The sequence below is a fragment of the Massilia sp. BAP21 genome, assembly GCF_057801335.1.
Window position 1 is genome coordinate 33689 of the sequence record NZ_CM173596.1, and the last position, 19665, is coordinate 53353.

13 protein-coding genes, 6 tRNA genes and 1 pseudogene are annotated in these 19665 nt (G+C 64.6%); 3 read left to right on the top strand and 17 right to left on the bottom strand.

The genetic code is table 11. The features are described from left to right. Positions 1–64 precede the first annotated feature (64 nt). From ACWYRN_RS00135 to ACWYRN_RS00175, 9 genes are all read right to left on the bottom strand, one after another. Positions 65–1606: an alpha-N-arabinofuranosidase gene (locus tag ACWYRN_RS00135; RefSeq protein ID WP_488690560.1), complete on the bottom strand. Its 1542-nt coding sequence runs from the start codon at positions 1604–1606 to the stop codon at positions 65–67. 131 nt (positions 1607–1737) lie between these two features. Continuing rightward, the gene (locus ACWYRN_RS00140; RefSeq protein ID WP_488690561.1) at positions 1738–2529 is read right to left on the bottom strand and encodes an SDR family NAD(P)-dependent oxidoreductase; all 792 of its coding nucleotides are present in this window, start codon (positions 2527–2529) and stop codon (positions 1738–1740) included. Between the two features lie 34 nt (positions 2530–2563). Then, positions 2564–4135 (bottom strand): aldehyde dehydrogenase (NADP(+)), encoded by a 1572-nt coding sequence (locus tag ACWYRN_RS00145; RefSeq protein ID WP_488690562.1) that lies wholly within the window; start codon positions 4133–4135, stop codon positions 2564–2566. Beyond that, complete coding sequence (gene araD1 / locus ACWYRN_RS00150; protein WP_488690563.1) at positions 4132–5124, bottom strand: AraD1 family protein; 993 nt, start codon at positions 5122–5124, stop codon at positions 4132–4134. Before araD1 ends, ACWYRN_RS00145 begins: the two co-directional genes overlap by 4 nt. A 148-nt stretch (positions 5125–5272) precedes the next feature. Further along, on the bottom strand, positions 5273–7015 hold the full coding sequence (locus tag ACWYRN_RS00155; protein ID WP_488690564.1) for an IlvD/Edd family dehydratase: 1743 nt from the start codon (positions 7013–7015) through the stop codon (positions 5273–5275). A 165-nt stretch (positions 7016–7180) separates the two neighbouring features. Then, positions 7181–8062, bottom strand: coding sequence for an SMP-30/gluconolactonase/LRE family protein (locus ACWYRN_RS00160; RefSeq protein WP_488690565.1), 882 nt, complete (start codon positions 8060–8062; stop codon positions 7181–7183). Further along, the gene (locus ACWYRN_RS00165) at positions 8059–9129 is read right to left on the bottom strand and encodes an aldose epimerase family protein (protein ID WP_488690566.1); all 1071 of its coding nucleotides are present in this window, start codon (positions 9127–9129) and stop codon (positions 8059–8061) included. The genes ACWYRN_RS00160 and ACWYRN_RS00165 overlap by 4 nt, the downstream gene beginning before the upstream one ends. A gap of 8 nt (positions 9130–9137) precedes the next feature. Beyond that, a complete protein-coding gene (locus ACWYRN_RS00170; protein ID WP_488690567.1) occupies positions 9138–10130 on the bottom strand; it encodes a glycoside hydrolase family 43 protein in 993 nt (330 codons plus the stop codon). Positions 10131–10141: 11 nt separating this feature from the next. After that, the gene (locus ACWYRN_RS00175; RefSeq protein ID WP_488690568.1) at positions 10142–11503 is read right to left on the bottom strand and encodes an MFS transporter; all 1362 of its coding nucleotides are present in this window, start codon (positions 11501–11503) and stop codon (positions 10142–10144) included. Between the two features lie 373 nt (positions 11504–11876). On the opposite strand from ACWYRN_RS00175, the pseudogene ACWYRN_RS00180 reads away from it, so the two are divergent. Beyond that, positions 11877–12680 (top strand): annotated as a pseudogene (locus ACWYRN_RS00180) (family 43 glycosylhydrolase); the annotation flags it as partial. 499 nt (positions 12681–13179) lie between these two features. On the opposite strand, the gene ACWYRN_RS00185 reads toward ACWYRN_RS00180, so the two are convergent. After that, positions 13180–13271 (bottom strand) — tRNA-Ser (locus ACWYRN_RS00185). 9 nt (positions 13272–13280) lie between these two features. Between ACWYRN_RS00185 and ACWYRN_RS00190 the strand changes: the two genes are divergently transcribed. Both ACWYRN_RS00190 and ACWYRN_RS00195 read left to right on the top strand, forming a co-directional pair. Next, positions 13281–14219, top strand: a complete 939-nt coding sequence (locus ACWYRN_RS00190; protein WP_488692888.1) for a LamG-like jellyroll fold domain-containing protein — start codon at positions 13281–13283, stop codon at positions 14217–14219. A gap of 27 nt (positions 14220–14246) precedes the next feature. Continuing rightward, positions 14247–14813: a PEP-CTERM sorting domain-containing protein gene (locus ACWYRN_RS00195; RefSeq protein ID WP_488690569.1), complete on the top strand. Its 567-nt coding sequence runs from the start codon at positions 14247–14249 to the stop codon at positions 14811–14813. Positions 14814–15061: 248 nt separating this feature from the next. Here ACWYRN_RS00195 and ACWYRN_RS00200 read toward each other — a convergent pair whose 3' ends face one another. From ACWYRN_RS00200 to pgsA, 7 genes are all read right to left on the bottom strand, one after another. After that, positions 15062–17893, bottom strand: coding sequence for a TonB-dependent receptor (locus tag ACWYRN_RS00200; RefSeq protein WP_488690570.1), 2832 nt, complete (start codon positions 17891–17893; stop codon positions 15062–15064). Between the two features lie 345 nt (positions 17894–18238). Beyond that, positions 18239–18312 (bottom strand) — tRNA-Cys (locus tag ACWYRN_RS00205). Between the two features lie 77 nt (positions 18313–18389). Next, positions 18390–18465: transfer RNA gene (locus ACWYRN_RS00210), tRNA-Gly, on the bottom strand. Between the two features lie 30 nt (positions 18466–18495). Continuing rightward, a tRNA-Gly gene (locus ACWYRN_RS00215) sits at positions 18496–18571 on the bottom strand. A 50-nt stretch (positions 18572–18621) separates the two neighbouring features. After that, positions 18622–18697: transfer RNA gene (locus tag ACWYRN_RS00220), tRNA-Gly, on the bottom strand. Positions 18698–18785: 88 nt separating this feature from the next. Further along, positions 18786–18861, bottom strand: a tRNA-Gly gene (locus ACWYRN_RS00225). Between the two features lie 89 nt (positions 18862–18950). Continuing rightward, positions 18951–19529 (bottom strand): CDP-diacylglycerol--glycerol-3-phosphate 3-phosphatidyltransferase, encoded by a 579-nt coding sequence (pgsA, locus tag ACWYRN_RS00230; protein ID WP_488690571.1) that lies wholly within the window; start codon positions 19527–19529, stop codon positions 18951–18953. Between the last annotated feature and the right edge of the window lie 136 nt (positions 19530–19665).

Here is a 19665-nt window from a genome sequence, read left to right on the forward strand (position 1 = left end):
CGATACCCGCAGGTCCGCGAGCGGGATGTGAACGCGCGGACGGCAAAGCCGTCCACCCTACCGTTTACGCGTCGACCGCGACGACGACCACCGACTTGGCCGGCACCTTCAGCGTCAGCTTGCCGTCCACCGCCCTGGCGCTGTACGGCGCCGGCTTGATCGCCTGCGGCTTGTCGAAGGTGTTGTGCGCATCCATCGCCTCGGCAGTGAGCACCTGACCGGTGGCGCCCGAGACGGCCTGGCCCTTCAGGTCGATGCTGACGTCGCTGGCCCGGTGCGGATTGGTGTTCACCAGGGCCAGGTAGACCTTGCCGTCCTTGCCGCGCGCGCTCGATGCGCTGATGCCCGGGACGCTCTTGTTGCCGCTCGAGTAGGCCACGTCGTTGTTCACGGCCGTCGGCAGCGAGGTCGCGTCCTGGAACGGGATGTACATCTTGTAGGCGTGGTAGGTCGGCGTCAGCAGCATCTTCTCCTTGTCGGTGATGATCATCGCCTGCAGCACGTTAACCATCTGCGCGATCATCGTCATGCGCACGCGGTCGGCATGGCTGTGGAAGATGTTGAAGTTCAGCGCCGCCACCACCGCGTCGCGCAGGGTATTACGCTGGAACAGGAAGCCCGGGTTGGTACCCGGCTCGACGTCGTACCAGGTGCCCCATTCGTCCACGTAGAAGCCGAGCTTCTTCTCCGGATCGTTCTTGTCGAGGATGGCGACGTTGCGGCGGATGTGGCCATCCATGCGCAGGGTCTGCTGCATGGTCGAGAACCATTCGGCTTCCGGGAAGCCGGTGGCGGCGCCCTTCTTTTCCCAGACGCCGGTGGGCAGCGTGTAGAAGTGGAAGCTGATGCCGTCGGTGCCCCGGGCGGCTTCCTTGCTCAGCACCTCGGTCCAGCGGGTGTCGTCGTCGTTGCCGCCGCTGGCGATCATCTTCGGACGCGCGTTCGGCGGAGTCTTGAGGAAGGTGGCGTAATGGTTGTACAGGTTGGCGTAGTATTCCGGCTTCATGTTGCCGCCGCAGCCCCAGGCTTCGTTGCCGATGCCGAAGTAGGCCACCTTGTACGGCTCCTTGCGGCCGTTCTTGCGGCGCTGCTCGGCCAGGGTCGACTTGGTGTCCGAGGTCATGTATTCCAGCCACTCGGCCATCTCCTGCGGGGTGCCGGAGCCGAGGTTGCCGTTGACGTAGGCCTCGGTACCGAGGATCTCGACCAGGTCGAAGAACTCGTGGGTGCCGACCGCATTGTCCTCGGCCACGCCGCCCCAGTGGGTGTTGACCTTCACCGGGCGCTTGTTGCGCGCGCCGATGCCGTCGCGCCAGTGGTATTCGTCGGCGAAGCAGCCGCCCGGCCAGCGCACCAGCGGCACCTTCAGCTCCTTCAGCGCGCCGACCACGTCCTTGCGCCAGCCGCGCGTGTTCGGGATGCGCGAATCGGGGCCGACCCACAGGCCCTCGTAGATGCCGGTGCCGAGGTGTTCGGCGAACTGGCCGTACACGTTCTTGTTGATGACCGGGCCCGGGCGGGTGGTATCGATGCTGACGCTCACCTGGGCAAAGGCCGGTGCGGCCAGGATGCTCAGGGCGAGGATGACGGGTTTCAATGCTTTCACTGGGGGTCTCCTGTTATTGTGGCGGTATGCGTGAAAGTGCCTGTCGTACCGGCGAGGGCCGGAACGAGGGAACCTGGGATCGTGGTGGGGCCGTGGCGGGGTCGTCGCGGGCCGCGCCGGGCCGCCGGCGCTTACGTCCAGCCGGCGTCGACGACGAAGTCCTGCGCCGTGCACATCCTGCTGTCGTCGGCGCCGAGGAAGAGCACCATGGCGGCGATATCGTCGGGCATCAGCTTGCCGGGCAGGCACTGGGCCTTCTTGATTTCGATCTCGGCAGCCTCGTCGACCCAGAGGTCGATCTGGCGCTGGGTCATGACCCAGCCCGGGGTGACGGTGTTGACGCGCACGCCGAAGGGGCCGAGGTCGCGCGCCAGGCTGCGCGTGAGGCCGATCACGGCCGCCTTGGTGGTGGCGTAGACCGGATAGCCGGCGCCCTTGGCGTGCCAGGACATCGAAGAGAAATTGATGATGGAGCCGCCGCCCATCTTCTTCATGCCCGGCAGGACCGCCTGCGCGGTGAAGAACATGGGGCGCTGGTTGATGGCGATGCGCTCGTTCCAGTAGTCGAGCGAGACCTTGTCGATGTCGTGGCGCTGGTCGTTGGCCGCATTATTGACCAGCACCTCGAAGTCGCCCAGCTGCTCGGCCAGTTCGGCCATCGTGCGCTGCAGCGCGGGAATGTCGGTGATGTCGCAGTAGCGGAACACGGGTGCGGTCCGGCCAGGCACGTTAACGTCGGCCAGTGCCGCGCACAGCTTCTCGCTCGCTTCCTGCGCGATGTCCACGAAAGCCACCACCGCGCCCTGCTCCACGAAGGCGCGCACGATCGCTTCGCCGATGCCGGTGCCGCCGCCGGTCACGAATACCCGCCTGCCCTGCAGGCTGGGATAACGGGCCATTTGCTGCCCTGCCAACTTGTTCATCTTTGTCTCCATCGTTTCTTATTCTGATGTCCGCCTACTCTTTGGTCAATGCGCCGTCCTTGCGGCGCCAGATCCCGCGCGGGTTGCCGTCGCGCAGCGCTTCCGGCAACAGGTCCTGGGGCAGGTTCTGGTAGCACACCGGGCGCAGGAAGCGTGCGATCGCACCAGTACCTACCGAGGTGCTGCGCCCGTCGGCCGTGGCCGGGAAGGGGCCGCCGTGGACCATCGCGGTCGAGACCTCGACGCCGGTCGGGAAGCCATTGGCCAGGATGCGGCCGACCTTGCGCTCCAGCAGCGGCAGCAAGGCGGCGGCGTCGGCATGGTCTTCCGGGTCCAGCTGCAGGGTGGCGGTGAGCTGGCCTTCCAGCATGTCGGCGACCGCGCGCAGCTCGGCGGCGTCGCGGCACACCACCACCAGCGAGGCCGGGCCGAACACTTCATCGTGCAGTTCCTGGCGTTCGCGGAACGCCTCGGCGCTCACGCGGAACAGGGCGGCCGCGCCCCTGCCCTCGCCGTGTTCCAGGCGCGCCAGCGTGGCCACGGCCTCGTTGGCGGCCAGCGCGTCGACGCCCTTGCGGTAACTCTGCGCGATATTCTCGTTCAGCATCACCGCCGCTTCGGTCGCGCCCAGGGCGGCCGAGGCGGCCGTGCAGAAGGTGTCCAGGCCGGGACCGTCGATCACCAGCACCAGGCCGGGGTTGGTGCAGAACTGGCCCACGCCCAGCACCAGCGAGGCGGCAAAGCCCTTGCCGATTTCCTCGGCACGGTGCGCCAGCGCGTGCGGCATCAAAAATAGCGGGTTGATGCTGCTCATCTCGGCATACACGGGAATCGGCTGCCTGCGCGCCGCGGCCACCGCCATCAGCGCCGTGCCGCCGCCGCGCGAGCCGGTAAAGCCCACCGCCTGGATCGCCGGATGGCCGACCAGCGCCTGGCCGATGCGGCTGCCGGTGCCGGTCAGGAGCGAGAACACGCCGGCCGGCAATTCGCACTGCCGCACGGCCGCGCTGACGGCGCGCGCCACCAGTTCCGAGGTGCCCGGGTGGGCGGAATGCGCTTTCAGCACCACCGGGCAGCCGGCCGCGAAGCTCGATGCGGTATCGCCGCCGGCAACCGAAAAGGCCAGCGGGAAGTTCGATGCGGCGAACACCGCTACCGGGCCGACGCCGATCAGGTGGTAACGCAGGTCGGGACGCGGCGGCGTGCGCTCGGGCAGCGGCGTGTCCAGGCGCGCGTCGCGCCAGGAGCCTTCGCGCAGGAGCTCGGCGAACATGCGCAGCTGGCCGCAGGTGCGTCCGCGCTCGCCTTCCAGGCGCAGGCGCGGCAGGCCGGTTTCCAGCATCGCGCGTTCGATCAGCTCTTCTCCCAGCAGCATGATCTGCTCCGCCACGGTATCCAGGAAGCGTGCGCGCGCTTCGTCCGAAGTGGCGCGGAAGACGTCGAAGGCCTCGCCCGCCAGCCGGCAGGCGCGGTCGATCTGGTCCGCGTCGACCATGTGGAAGGCCGGTTCCAGGTAGTCGCGCCGGGTCGGGTCCCAGGCCTTGAACGATCCCGCGGTGCCGCGCTCGTGCGCGCCGCCGATGATGGCTTCGCCGCTGATGGTCATAACGCCTCCACTTTGGCAAAAACGGTCGCGTGCACGGCCAGGCGGTTGCGCAGGGCCGGGCCGAACTGCGGCGCTTCCACTTCGAAGGTGTCGCCGGGCGCGACCTCGATGCTGTCGGCGAAGCTCAGGGTGGCGGTGCCGAAGAAATGGATGTGCACGTCGCCCGGACGATTGAACAGGCCGTACTTGAAATGGTGGTGCTCGAGGTTCTCGATGGTGTGCGACATGTTCTGCTCGCCGCTGACGAACGCCTTTTCCCAGCGCACCTGGCCGTCCTTGCCGAGGATGCGCGAGGTGCCGGCCACGTGGCCGGGGAGCTCGCCCACCAGCAGCGCCGGACCCAGGCCGCAGTTGCGCAGCTTCGAGTGGGCCAGGTAGAGGTAGTTCTGGCGCTCGGTGACGTGGTCGGAGAACTCGTTGCCGATGGCGTAGCCGAGGCGGTAAGGCCGGCCGTCGTCGCCGATCAGGTAGAGGCCCGCGATCTCCGGCTCTTCGCCGCCGTCGAGGGCGAAGTCGGGCATCTCGATGTCCTGGCCGGTGGCCCGCACGATCGAACCGTCGCCCTTGTAGAACCATTCCGGCTGCACGCCGGCCGTGCCCGCGGACGGCTTGCCGCCTTCGACGCCCATGCGGAACATCTTCATCGAGTCGCTCAGCGTGTCGACGTCGCCGCCGATCTTCTTGTGCATGGCGTCGCGGGTGTCGGCGCTGCCCAGGTGGGTCAGGCCGGTGCCGGTGACGTAGCAGTGGGCGGCGTCCGGATGGTCGAGCGGGGGCAGGATGCGGCCGGCGCGCGCCACCTCCTCGTAGTCGAGATGCTCGCTGGTGGCGGCGCTGTCGGCCAGTTGCGCCAGGCCGGTGCCGGCGGCGATGGCGGCGCGCGCCAGCTCGCGGGTCGTGGCGTAGCCGCCCACGACGCGGATGGTGTTGTCATGCAGGATGCCGATGCGGCGCTCCCGGGATTCGGTGATGAATTGTACGAGCAGCATGGCCCGGTCTCCGGTTTGGTTATTTGAATGGCGGTTCGGCTGTTCCGACGCAGCTTGAACGCGTGGGCGGGAGACCCGCCCACCCTACAGAATCGCGGTGTCCGTAGGGTGGGCGGCTTTGCCGTCCACGCGTCCAACTCTCCGCGGATCAGTGGGAATGCTTTGGCACTGCCGAGCCCCGGCAGCCGAGCAGGAAGTCGAAGTCGCAGCCTTCGTCGGCCTGCAGCACGTGGTCGAGGTAGAGCCGCTGGTAGCCGCTGTGCTGGACCGGCTTGCTGTTCTCGGCGCGATCGGCCAGGCGCTGGCGGATCTCGTCGTCCGACAGTTCGATGTTCAGGCCGCCGCCGGCGCAGTCGAGCTGGATCCAGTCGCCGTCGCGCACGATGCCGAGCGGGCCGCCGGCCATCGCTTCCGGCGCCACGTGCAGCACCACGGTGCCGTAGGCGGTGCCGCTCATGCGCGCATCCGAGATGCGCACCATGTCGGTGATGCCCTGGGCCAGCAGCTTCGGCGGCAGGCCCATGTTGCCCACTTCCGCCATGCCCGGGTAGCCTTTCGGGCCGCAGTTCTTCATCACCAGGATGGAGTTGGCGTCCACGTCCAGCTCGGGGTCGTTGATGCGCTGCTTGTAGTGGTCGAAGTCCTCGAACACGACGGCGCGGCCGCGGTGCTGCATCAGGTGCGGCGAGGCGGCCGATGGCTTGAGCACGGCGCCGCGCGGCGCCAGGTTGCCGCGCAGGATGCGGATGCCGCCGTCCTCGATCAGCGGGGTGTCGAGCTGGCGGATCACCTCGTCGTTGTAGATCGGCGCGTCCTGGCAGTTGTCCCACAGGGTCTTGCCGTTGACGGTGAGCGCATCCTTGTGGCGCAGCAGGCCGCCCTCGCCCAGGCGGCGGATCACGCCCGGCAGGCCGCCGGCATAATAGAACTCTTCCATCAGGTAGCGGCCCGACGGCAGCAGGTCGACGATGGTCGGGGTGCCCTTGCCGATCGCCGTCCAGTCTTCCAGTTCGAGCGGTATGCCGACGCGGCCGGCAATCGCCTTCAGGTGGATCACGGCATTCGTCGAACCGCCGATCGCCGCGTTCACGCGGATCGCGTTCTCGAAGTTCTCGCGCTTGAGGATCTTCGAGAGGCGCAGGTCTTCGTGCACCATCTCGACGATGCGGATGCCTGACATGTGGGCCAGCACGTAGCGCCGCGCATCGACCGCCGGAATCGCGGCATTGTGCGGCAGCGAGGTCCCCAGCGACTCGGCCATGCAGGCCATCGTGGAGGCGGTGCCCATGGTGTTGCAGGTGCCGGCCGAGCGCGAGTGGCCGGCCTCGGCGGACAGGAAGTCGTGCATCGTGATCTTCCCGGCCTTGGCTTCTTCGTGCAGCTGCCAGACGGCGGTGCCGGAGCCGATGTCCTTGCCGTTCAGCTTACCGTTGAGCATGGGGCCGCCGGTGACGACGATGGTCGGCAGGTCGACGCTGGCCGCGCCCATCAGCAGCGCCGGCGTGGTCTTGTCGCAGCCCACCAGCAGCACCACGGCGTCCATCGGATTGCCGCGGATGGATTCTTCCACGTCCATGCTCGCCAGGTTACGGGTCAGCATGGCGGTCGGGCGTAGGTTCGATTCGCCGTTCGAGAACACCGGGAACTCGACCGGGAAGCCGCCCGCTTCCAGGATGCCGCGCTTGACGTGTTCGGCCAGCTTGCGGAAGTGGGCGTTGCAAGGGGTCAGTTCGGACCAGGTGTTGCAGATGCCGATGATCGGCTTGCCCTGGAATTCATGGTCGGGGATACCCTGGTTCTTCATCCAGCTCCGGTACATGAAGCCGTTCTTGTCCTGGGTCCCGAACCACGCCGCCGAGCGCAGCGTGGTCTTTTTCTTCGTCTCGGACATGCATTCTCCTCGTCTCGTTGGCCGCTGCGGAAGGCTGTGGGCCTCCTCTCGGTATGTCGTGCAGCGCTTGTTGTTCAGCAATGAGGGAAGTCTAGAATCCCGCCAGATAACTTTCCAATCAATTATTTCGCAATATTGATATCGGAATGGTTATCGGAACGCTGGTCAGACTGCACCCAGGAACCGCGATTCCGGCAGCCCGCGCACATCCAGCGCTTGCCGGAACAATGCCCCCGACAAGGGCGCACGCGCGCGCCCGCCGCTGTCCATGCCGAGGAAGGCGCTGGTCGCATACAGGGTGTCGAGCCCGGCGCCGCCAAAGGCCGGGCAGCTCGGCTGCGGCGCATCGAGCGCCAGTACGCGGTCGAGGCTGCCGTCGGGCGCGAAGCGCATGATCTGTCCCGCGCCCCAGCGCGTGCTCCACAGGTAGCCGTCGGCATCGATGCAGGAGCCGTCCGGTTCGCCCGGGGCCGCATCGGCGCCAACGAAGACCCGCGCGGCGCCGATGCTGCCATCGGCACCGTAGTCGCGGCAATGGATCGCGCGCGTGGCCGAGTCGGCGTAGTACATGCGCCGCCCGTCCGGGCTGAAGCAGATGCTGTTGGCGATCGCCGCGTTCCCGATGGGCAGGCGCTCGAGCCTCAGGTCGGTGCCCAGGCGGTAGAAGCCGCCGAGCGGCCGCTTCGGCCCGTCTTCCTGGTTGAACATGCCGAACACGAAGCGGCCCTCGCGGTCGCAGCGCCCGTCGTTCAGCCGCGTGAAGGGAATCTCCGGCTCGACGTCGGCGATGCGTTCCACCGCCCCGCTGGAAAAACGGAAAAAGGCCAGGCCCGAGGCCAGGCCCAGCAGCAGGCAGTCGTCGCTTGCCGTCAGGGCGAAGCAGCAGAGCCGCTCCGGCATCGGCCAGTGCATGCTGCGCCCGGTCGACGGCGAGTACGCCCACAATTGGCAGGCGGGGATGTCGGTCCACAGCAGGCGCCCGGTGCGCTCGCACCACAGCACGCATTCGCCCAGTTCGTGCCGGTTGTCGAGGAAGGCTTGCATCATTCGTTCGCGCCCTGCACCGAGAAGCGCCAGCGCGATTCGGACTCGTACACCTGGCCCGGGCGCAGGATCACGTTGGGAAAGCGCGGCCGGTTCGGCGAATCCGGAAAATGCTGCGGCTCCAGGCAGAAGCCGCTGCGGTGGCCATGGCTGCGGCCCTTGCCGGCGAGCGAACCGTCGAGGAAGTTCCCGCTGTAGAACTGCAGGCCGGGCTCGGTGGTGAACAGCTCCAGCACCCGTCCCGAGGCGGGGTCGAGCACGTGGGCGGCGCGCCGCATGGCCTGGCCCCGCGCCATGCCGTCGGGCTTGTTGAGCACGAAGTTGTGGTCGTAGCCGCGGCCGTGGCGCAGCTGCTTGTCCGGCTGGCCGACGCGCTCGCCGATGGGGCGCGGCGTGCGGAAGTCGAAGGGCGTGCCGGTCACCGGCGACAGCATCCCCAGCGGGATGGCCCCGGCATCGACCGGCACAAAGGCGTCGGCGTCGATGGTCAGCAGGTGATCCAGGATCTGCCCTTCGCCGCACAGGTTGAAGTAGCTGTGCTGGGTGAGGTTGACCGGCGTCGGCTTGTCGGTGACGGCGCGCAGGCGCAGCACCAGCTCGTTGTCGTCGTTCAGGGTATAGCTTGCCTCGACATCGAGGTTGCCGGGGTAGCCCTGTTCGCCGTCGGCGCTGCGGTAGGCCAGCACCAGGCTCTCGCCTTCCACCCTGGCCTGCCACAGCACCTTGTGGAAGCCGCCGGGCCCGCCATGCAGGTGGTGCCCGCCGTCGTTCGCGGGCAGCACGTAGTCCTGGCCGTCCAGCGTGAAGCGGCTGCCCGCGATGCGGTTGCCGTAGCGGCCGATCAGGGCGCCGAAATAAGGGCTGTCGCCCGCGTAGGCATCCAGGGTGTCGAACCCCAGCACCACATCGCCCGGGCGGCCGTCGCGGTCGGGCGCATGCAGCTCGGTGACGATGCCGCCGAAATCGAGGATCTTCGCCGTCAGGCCGTTGGCATTGCCAAGCGTGAAGCAGGTGACGGCGGCGCCGTCCGCCAACTGGCCGAACGGTGCGTGCGTGATGGGGTTGGGCACCGATGTCCTCACAGGGTGGATGGCCGGCCGAACACCGGCATGCCCTGCTCGTCCCAGCGCAGGGGTTTCACGAAGGTGTGGCGGTCGGGATTCCAGAGCGGATCGCCGACGATCTCGGTATAGGTGCGCGCGTGGTACACCAGCATGACGGTCTCGCCGTCTTCGGCATAGGTAAAGCTGTTGTGGCCGGGACCATAGATGCCGTGCTCGTAGCAGGTGCGCAGCACCGGCTCGCGCGACTTGGTCCACGCGGACGGGTCGAGCAGGTCGGCATCCTCGTCGGCCCACAGCAGCCCCATCGCGTAGTTCTCGTCGGTGGCGCTGGCCGAGTAGCTGATGAAGATCCTGCCGCCGTGGCGCACGACGGACGGGCCTTCGTTGACCCAGAAACCGCGCGTCTCCCAGTCGAATTCGGGTTTGCTCAGCATGACCGGCCTACCCTCGATCTGCCACGGCGTCTTCATGGGGGCGATGTAGAGGTTCGAATTGCCCTCGATGGCGGCGTCCTTCTGCGCCCACAGGTAGTACAAACGGCCCTTGTGGGTGAAGGTGGTGGCGTCCAGGCAGAAGCTGTCGATGCCGGTGTCGACCTGGCCCATGAATTCCCACTCCCCCTCCAGCGGATTCGGGTTGCGGTTGCGGATCGCGTACATGCGGTGCTGGAACAGCTTGTCCTTGATCTCGCGGCTCGGCGCCGCGGCAAAATAGATGTACCAGGCGCCCTCGTTGAAGTGGATCTCCGGCGCCCACACCAGTTCGCAATACGGTCCGGTGTCGGGCTTGGTCCAGACGTCGATTGTCTGCGCGCCGGCCAGTCCGGCGATGCTGGTTGCGCGGCGCAGTTCGATGCGGTCGTACTGCGGCACCGAGGCCGTGAAGTAATAGTAGCCGTCGCCATGCCTGTAGATATAGGGGTCGGCGCGCTGTTCGATCAGGGGCGCGAGGACGGTTTCCTGGATTGCTGCTGCTGTTACTACTGTTGCTGCTGCTGCTTGCTTCATCGTGTTCTCCGTTAGCCGGCGGCGTAGCCGCGGGTAGCCATGTCGGCCTTGACGCTGTCGTAATACTGGTCGCTGATGCGGTACTTGAACATCAGGACGCCCATCAGGAAGTGGAAGAAGCCGGGGATCACCGACAGCATCAGGGCGATGCCCTGCAGCGCCAGCGCCGACTGCTCCTGGTTCGGCTGGTAGTGGAAATAGTCGAGCAGGATGCCGACCATGCCGCCGGCGATCGCCATGCCGGCCTTCTGGCAGACCGAAATGCCGCCAAAGGCGAAGCCCGACACCCGCTTGCCGGTCTTGACCTGGCCGTAGTCGATGGTTTCGGCGATCGCCGACCAGAACACCGGAGCGTGCAAATCCACCACCAGGGACAGGATGAAGTACAGGACAAAGGCCAGCACGAAGTCGCCCGGCTGCACCAGGAAATAGATCATCAGGCTGATGACGGCGACCAGGATCTGCGAGTTGCGGAACAGCTTGACCTTGCAGTAGAACTTGGTGGTCCAGGTGGACACCACCATCGCCAGGATCGCCGCCGCCACACCGGTCGACAGGAAGGCCGAGACCGTGGCGGTGCTGCCGCCGAGGTAGTACTTGGCGTAGTAGATCGCGACCGAGCCGCGGATCACGTAGCCGATGGTACCGGTCAGGCACACGGCGCACAGGATCAGCCACTGGTCGTTTTGCATCAGCACGCGCACCTGCTCGATCAGCGGCTGTTTCTCGACCTTGTGGATGACGCGCTCGGTGGTGGTGAAAAAGCACAGCAGGAACAGCAGCACGCCCATCGCGGCCATCACCGCCATCGCGGCCTGGTAGCCGGTGGCCGGGTTGCCGGCATCCCACCAGCTGGCCAGCAGCGGGACGATGATGGTCACCATGAAAGCGCCGATCTTGGCGAAGAACAGGCGATAGCCGTTGGCCGACAGGCGCTCCTGTGGGTTGGACGTCAGGCCGCTGATCAGCGAGATGTAGGGGATGCCGACGCCGGCCGTCATCAGGGTCATCAGGATGTAGGTCGAGTAGGCCCAGAGCAGCTTGGCGTCGTAGCTCCAGTCGGGCGTGGTGAAGACCAGGAACACGCTCAGGCCATAAGGCACGGCGAGCAGCAGCAGCCAGGGCCGGTAGCGCCCCCAGCGCGTGAGGACGGCATCGGTCACCTGCCCCATCGCCAGGTCGGCGACGGCGCCGATCACCTTGACGGCCACGAACAGGGCCGCCAGGTCGGCGGTGCGAATGCCGTAGATGTCGGTGTAGAAGAAGGTGATGATCAGCATCATCGACGAGATCACCACGTTGAGCGCCATGTCGCCGGCGCCGAAACCCGCTTTTTCGAGGGTGGAGAGGTGTTGTGTGTCTTGTGTGCGCATGGCGCCTCCCATCAGGACGGGTCGGCGCCGGATGGGCGAGGGCTGGCCGCAGCGCAGCCGGTTGGGGTGCGTTTCATATGTCTCCTGTGACGCTGTCATGATTGCCGTTGTGTCACGGCTTGCTTTTGTACAATTAAATTTGATAATAGGCCCTGGACCGAGATCAATCCAATCAATTTTTTGGGTAGTTCAATATCGTTTTGCGTATCGGCCCTGATGCGATTGCCCATGCCGATGCCGATACGGATATCGGGCCATGGTTTTATGTGATTGGAAAAAACACAAGAAACGCATCACGCTGTGCATGCCTGCCACAGGCCCAGCCGGACCGTCCTGCGTCCGGCCACGACCACGATAATCACGGAGACATGCAATGAAAGACACCCTTGCGCTATGGGGGCTGGGAGCGCTCCTGGCCTCGTCCCTGCTCTCCCCGAATGCGGCCGCCCAGGCCGGATTCACCCCGATCACCTTCCGCAACGCCTCGGTCCACGATCCTTCGGTGATCAGGACGAACGACGGCTGGTATGTGTTCGGCTCGCACCTGGCCGCCGCCAGGAGCACCGACCTGATGAACTGGCAGCAGATCGCCAGCGGTGTCAGCGCCACCAATCCCCTGTTCCTGAATGGCTCGGCCAACGTGCTCACCGAACTGGCCGAGACCTTCAGCTGGGCGCAGTCGGACACCCTGTGGGCTGCGGACGTGAAGCAGCTTGCCGACGGCAGGTTCTACATGTACTACAACGCCTGCAAGGGCGACTCGCCCCGCTCGGCGCTCGGGATCGCGGTGGCCGACCGCGTCGAGGGTCCGTACGTCGACAAGGGCATCATCCTGCGCTCCGGCATGTGGGGCCAGGCCAGCCACGACGGCACGGTCTACGACGCGATGCGGCATCCGAACACGGTCGATCCGCATGTATTTTCCGACAATGCCGGACGCCTGTGGATGGTCTACGGCTCGTATTCGGGCGGCATCTTCATCATGCAGATGAACCCCAGCAATGGCATGCCGCTGGTGGGCCAGGGCTACGGCAAGCGCCTGATGGGCGGTAACCACAGCCGCATCGAAGGCGCCTACGTGATGTATAGTCCGGAGACGTCCTACTACTACCTGTTCACCTCGTTCGGCGGCCTGGACGCCAACGGCGGCTACAACATGCGCGTGGCGCGCTCGCTCCGGCCGGACGGCCCCTACCTGGACGCCCAGGGCAAGGACATGGCCGAGGTGCGCTCGGATCCGGCCAGGCCACTGTTCGACGACGCCTCGATCGCGCCGCACGGCGTCAAGCTGATGGGAAACTTCCTGTTCGAGCGCAAGCTGGGCGAGCCGGGCACCGGCATCGGCAGCGGCTATGTGTCGCCCGGCCACAATTCGGCCTATTACGACGCCGCCACCGGCCAGTACTTCCTGCTCTTCCATGCGCGCTTTCCCGAGCGCGGCGAACAGCACGAGGTCCGCGTGCACCAGATGTTCATGAATGCCGACGGCTGGCCGGTCGTCGCGCCCTACCGCTACGCGAAGGAAAAGGCGGCGCCCGTGCGCCGCGAGTTTGTCGTCGGCGACTACCTGTACGTCAACCACGGCAAGGACATCTCGGCCGCAGTCAAGAAATCGCAGGCGATCACGCTCGGCACCGACGGCAGGATCACGGGGGCGGTGACCGGGACCTGGCGCCTGGCCGGGGCCAACCAGGTCGAACTGGCGGTGGCGGGCGCCGCGTCGCCGTTCAAGGGCGTTTTCCTGAACCAGTGGAATGAAACGGCGCAGAACTACGCCATGACGTTTTCCGCCCTGTCGCGCGAAGGCGTGGCGGTGTTCGGCAGCCGCCTGGTCCCGCGCACCGATGCGCAGGTGGTGAACGCGGTCCATGCGGAGCTCAGCCTGGGCAACACTGCGGCGGTGAGCGCCAACCTGGACCTGCCGACCTCGGGGGCGCGCGGCGCCGTCATCACCTGGACCTCGTCCAACCCCGCGGTCCTCAGCCACACCGGTGTCGTCACCCCGGCTGCGAATGACGTCACCGTGACCCTGACCGCGCGCATCGCCAAGGGCACGGCCAGCGTCATCAAGACCTTCACCGTCACGGTGCGCAAGGCCGGCGGCCTGCTGGCGCATTACGCCTTCGAGGGCAGCCTGCTCGACAGCAGCGGCCTGTTCGGGCCGGGCACGGTGGTCGGCAGCCGGATCGACAGCGCGGGCGGCAGCATCGGCTTCGAAGCGGGCGTCAGGGGCAATGCCGCCGTCTTCAACGGCGCCAGCGGCATCCGCCTGCCGAACGGGCTGATATCCAGCAACAACTACACGGTTGCCCTCTGGCTCAAGCCCGCGCAGCTGACCGCGTTCACGACCACCTTCTTCGGCGCCAGGACGCCTGACTCCTGGATCAGCCTGCTGCCGAAGGGGCATGACGCCGTGGGCGGCACCTCGATGCTGTGGTCCGGCACCGCCTGGTACGACGCGGGACTGGGCATGACCATCCCGGTCGGCCGCTGGTCGCACCTGGCGGTCACGGTCCGCAATGGCGCCGTGAATGTCTACGTGGATGGGGTCAGGCGCTTCAGCGGCGCCAACTTCCCGAACGTGTTTACGACCACGAGCGGCGTATTCGCCCTCGGCGTCAACTGGTGGGACACCCCTTACAAGGGCTCCATGGACGAGCTGCGCATCTATGGCACGGCCCTGAGCGACGCCGACGTGCTCGCCCTGGCGCGCTAATCAACTCCACGATTACAGGATACCAACATGAAGAACCTGGTTTTTTCCCTTTTGATGCTTGCCTCGGCGGGCGCCTCTGCCGGCGTGATCGGTTTCGATGACCTGCCGGGCATCGAAACCGAGCCCATCGCCAATGGCTACGCCGGTTTCGACTGGAGCGGGCTGGGCGCGATCCGCGCCGATGCCTATCCCGGCAGCGGCTATGCCGCAGGCACGGTATCGTTTGCGAACACGGCGTTCAACCTCGACGGCGGCACCGCCGCGATTTCCAGGGCGGGCGGATTCGACTTCGTCGGCGCGTTTTTCACCTCGGCCTGGCTCGAGCAGGAACTTGCCTTCGAGGGCTGGCGCGACGGGGTGCTGGTGTATACCAGCCCCGCATCGTACGTGATCGATACCGCCAACCCGCTGTGGATCGGCCTTGGCTGGTCCGGCATCGATACCCTGCTGATCTATAACAGCAGCGGGACGCAATGGGCCATGGATGAATTCACCGTTCCGGAACCCGCTTCACTGTCGCTGCTCGGTGCGGCGCTGGCGGGGATGGCGCTGGTGCGCAGGCGCAGGCCGCTCGCATCCGCTCCGGCAGCGTGATCGGCGAGGTTTCGGCTTTGCTGTCAATGAGATCGTGAAACAGGAATGGCCCCGTCGAGGGGCCATTTTTTTGAGCCAGACCGGTCGTTACCGTGTCGAACCCCGCCAGCGGGAACAGCGGCTCGTCCAAGCAGTCTTCCTTGATCAGACGCATCAACAGCTCAAGCTGACAGCGCCAATGAAAAAGGGCGTTGCGGTCACTGACCGAGCAACGCCCTGTCCGGCTAACGGGTCGATTGACCCGGGACTTACATCTTCCAGCGCAAGGCGGCCGAGACCGAGCGGCCGACCTGGACCGTGCCGAAGTTGGTGATCTGCTGGTTACCCGCCTCGCCGAAGTGGTAGTACTGGCGCTGCATCTCGTTCGTCAGGTTGATGGCGCCGATATCGACCGACATCCTGTCATTGACCTTGTACGAGATTTGCATGTCCACGCTCTTTTCCGGTTGACGCCAGATACCGATCGGATTTGCAAACAGGGCGGCTTCGTTGGCGGCCAGGAAGGCCGAGCGCCAGACATACGACAAGCGCGCGCTGACCGGACCCTTTTCGTAAGCCAGGGTGGCGTTGTACGAACGGTCGGACACCCCGAAGAACGGCGTTTCGAGCTGGGCGATGATCTCACCGGCATTATTCGCCTCGGGAACGTTCTGCGACGAGCTGAGTCGGGTATAGCTGGCCTGGACGCCCAGCCCTTCCAGTGGCCCCGGCAGCCATTTCGGGAAATAGATCAAGCCGAGCTCGACGCCTTTGATCGTGCCGTCGGAAGCGTTGACCGGCGAGTTGATGACGTAATCATAGCCGTTCGTATGGTCGCCGCCCGAGGTCGAGTTGCGGAATGGGTCGTCCGCCGGGTCGACGTGAACCCTGCGGCGCAGGGGCACGACCAGGCCGTCGATCTTGCGCTTGAACAGCGTGCCGTAGAGTGCGCTGTCTTTCTGGAAGTACCATTCACCCGTCAGGTCGAAGTTCTTGGAGAGCGTCGGCTTCAGGTCCGGATTGCCGCCGGTGCCCGAGCCATAGCCCACCCGCGACACGTCGTCGGCAAGCTGCAGGACGGGATTCAGGTCGCCGAAGTTCGGGCGGCGCAGGGTTTTACCGAAGTTGAAGCGCACCACGACGTCCTTGGTCGGATCGTAGGTCAACGTCAGGCTGGGCAGCAACTTGCTGGTCGACTTGCTGGCGCCGGACGGCGTGACCGCCCTGGTAGTGGCATCGACCTGATAGAAGGTCATGTCCGTATCAACCTTGGTATAACGCACGCCGACGTTCGCGCGCAGGCGATTGCCGAACAGCTCGCTCTGGAAATTCCCCATCAGGTAGAGATTGCTCGTCTTTTCCTCGACCTCGAAGGTCTTCTGCAGGCGCAGTTGGTCCGTGGTCAGGAAATTGCTGTTGACCGAGTTGTAGAGCCTGCGCCAGTCGTCGATATTGTCGCGGATATAATAGGCATTCGGTTCCACCCATGAGCGCGGAACGTCCGAGATGTCGGTGCCGAAGTTCGAATTGATGTGGGCATACTCCGGACCGAGCGTGGCGAGGTTACGGCCCAGGAAGGCCGATTGCGTCCGGTTCGCTTCCGACGCCTTGCGCACGTCATGGCGTGCGCCGAACTGGAGCGTTTCCAGCGCGCCCCAGGCGGCATCGAAGACACCCGACAGGCTGGCCGTCGCGGCGCTGCCCTTGTTGCGGTTGGCGTTATCGTAGAACTCTGCCACGTTCCACTTGGTCGGGTCGACCAGGTCGGCATTGTTATTGAAACGGAACGCCGTATCGCCGTTGCCGTCGTTGAAGTCGACGTCGATGGAAGGTGCGACGCGATCGATCCGGGTGGCGGTGAATTGCGTGTCGAACTTGCTCGTCTGGTAAGACAAATCGCCGTCCAGCTTCAGGCGACTGCCAATATTCCACTTGCCGTTCAGGGCATACACGAAGGAATCTGTTTTCGACGTGGTGTAGTCGCCGCTGTTGAAGCCATACACGTTATTGACGGTGCGGCTCTTGATGACGTTCGTTCCGGGGAAGGTCGTGATCGTCCCCGCCGGGTTGCTGCCGAGGTCGCCCCACCAGTCGACAAAGCTGAACAGCAGCTGGTTGAAGGCCTTGTCGCGATAACCGTTGTACATCGATTCGAAGGTGTAGACCGCATCGCTGTTCGGCTTCCACTGCAAGGCGACCGTGGCGGCAGGACGCTTGCGTTCACCCTGGACGTCGCTCTGGAACACGGCGTCGCGCGCCAGGTAATACGGATGCGCCTGGCCGTTGAAATTCAGCGTCGAGCCCGCTCCCATCGGCAGGCCGGTACGGGTACCGGGCGCCCAGATATTATTGTCGGTGATGCGCTGCAAAGGGATATAACCCGCTGGAACTTCGGCCGGGTTCGCGCTGGTAAACGGGACCATGGCCCCCGGCGTCACGCTTTCATTGCGGTATTTCGTCTGGGCAGCTGCCAGGTTGACCAGGGCGCCGACTTCGCCGATGCCGGTTTCCCAGCGGTTGCTGAACATGGCGCTGAGCTGCGGATTCCATTTTTCCGCAGGATCGAGATAGGTTTCACGCGCCGACAGCGACACTTTCGGTCCCTTGAAATCGAAAGGCCGCAGCGACTTGACGTCGATCTGGCCTGCAATCCCGGTTTCCAGCTGGCTGGCGTCGCGCGTCTTGTAGACGTCGATCTGGCGCACCAGGGTCGAGGGGATGTCCTGCAGCGCGACCTGGGTGCCGGACGCGGTAAAGATATTCCGGCCGTTCCAGGTGGTCTGGACGTCGGGCAGGCCACGGATGGATAGGGTACCGACTTCGCCGCCGGCGCGGTTGGTGACCTGGATCCCCGTCACGCGCTGCAGCGCTTCGACCACATTGTTGTCGGGCAGCTTGCCGATGTCTTCGGCAACGACCGATTCCACGACCTGGTCATTGTTGCGCTTGAGCGCCAGGCTCTTGATGAGCGATGCCTTGACGCCGGTGACGACCACGGTCTGCATGTCACCCGACTCCTTCGTCTCGGCGATCGTCTCGGCAGTTGTCTGCGCCCACACCGAGGCGCTGCTGAGCAGACCTGCGCCCATCAGCGCAGTCACGGTCCGCTTCAAGGCTAATGGACGTGCTGATGCTTGCGATTTCATACGTCTCCTGTATTTTTAATTATGTGAAATTTTCTTTTTAAGTTGGCATTGCTGTAGATCATGTTAGAGACCCAACACTGATCGAGCTAATGATTTTTTCTGGGTTTCCAATACCGGTTTCGGTATCAGCTCAGCGTTCCGGGCAACAAAACCCAGGGCGGGGCCGGCTACCTCTGCCCCGGCAGCATGGCGGCGTTGTCCTGTGCGGTCCGGTGCCGATGGACTAAGCGATGTGGGAGTGGTCAAACTGGAATACAAAGCAAAACGGGCCTCAACAATGAGGCCCGTTCGGATGTAATGTGGAGGCGAGGACGGGAGTCGAACCCGTCTAGACGGCTTTGCAGGCCGCTGCATAACCGCTTTGCTACCTCGCCAGAGGATATAGTGCACTTGAGCGATGCGAACGGTTATGAGCCGCATCAACAAGGGAAGAGCTTGTCTTCCTGAATTCTGGAGCGGGAGAAGAGTCTCGAACTCTCGACCTCAACCTTGGCAAGGTTGCGCTCTACCAACTGAGCTACTCCCGCATTGGAGTCCTGCTATTGACACTCGCTTACTGGAGCGGGAGAAGAGTCTCGAACTCTCGACCTCAACCTTGGCAAGGTTGCGCTCTACCAACTGAGCTACTCCCGCACGGAGTGTACTGCCAACTACTTCACAACTTTACTACCAGTATTCCTGAATGGAGCGGGAGAAGAGTCTCGAACTCTCGACCTCAACCTTGGCAAGGTTGCGCTCTACCAACTGAGCTACTCCCGCATTCTGGAGACACGCATTATCGCAGAAATCGTTTCAACTTCCAAGACAACTTGTTACTACCGTATTACATCCGACATCTTGCAAACTTTGGAGCGGGAGAAGAGTCTCGAACTCTCGACCTCAACCTTGGCAAGGTTGCGCTCTACCAACTGAGCTACTCCCGCTTTGTCTTTCGTTTGCTGCGATGTCGTTCGCAACAGGCAAGCATTATAGATGATCTGATCCGTACGTCAAGGATGACAGAGAATTAATCTTACAAATTCCCGCTTTTTTCCTTAATCAGCGGCCACGCACGGCGCAGATAGTAGAACATCGACCACACGGTAAGCAGGCCGGCGATCCACAGGAAGACCTGGCCCCAGTAGTACATGTCGATGCCCAGCAGCTTTTCATGGAACAGCAGCATCGGGATCGCGGCCATCTGAGCGGCTGTTTTCACCTTGCCGATCGAGCTCACGGCAACCGACTTGCGCGCGCCGATTTCGGCCATCCACTCGCGCAGCGCCGAGATGGTGATCTCGCGGCCGATGATGATGAAGGCGATGATGGCGTTCACGCGGTCGAGCTGGATCAGGACCAGCAGCGCGCCGGCGACCATCAGCTTGTCGGCAACCGGATCGAGGAAGGCGCCGAAGGCCGAGGTTTCGTTCCAGCGGCGCGCCAGGAAACCGTCGAACCAGTCGGTGACGGCGGCAATGATGAAAATAAGCGTGGCGGCAAGGTTTTGCTCGGGGCGCGTGAGCCAGTGATCGGGCAGGTAGAAAACGCCGACAACGAGGGGAATCAGGGCGACACGTAACCAGGTCAGGAGAATCGGGATGTTGAAAGGCATGAGGGCGTGAACTGGCTTACCGTTAAAAAGGGGGCGCCGCTAGTCTACATGGGTATTGCAAATTGGACTAGGTGAGCTCAGCGGTAACGGACGGGGTTTGCCTTTGTAGGGTGGGTTCTTGAACCCACGCGGTACC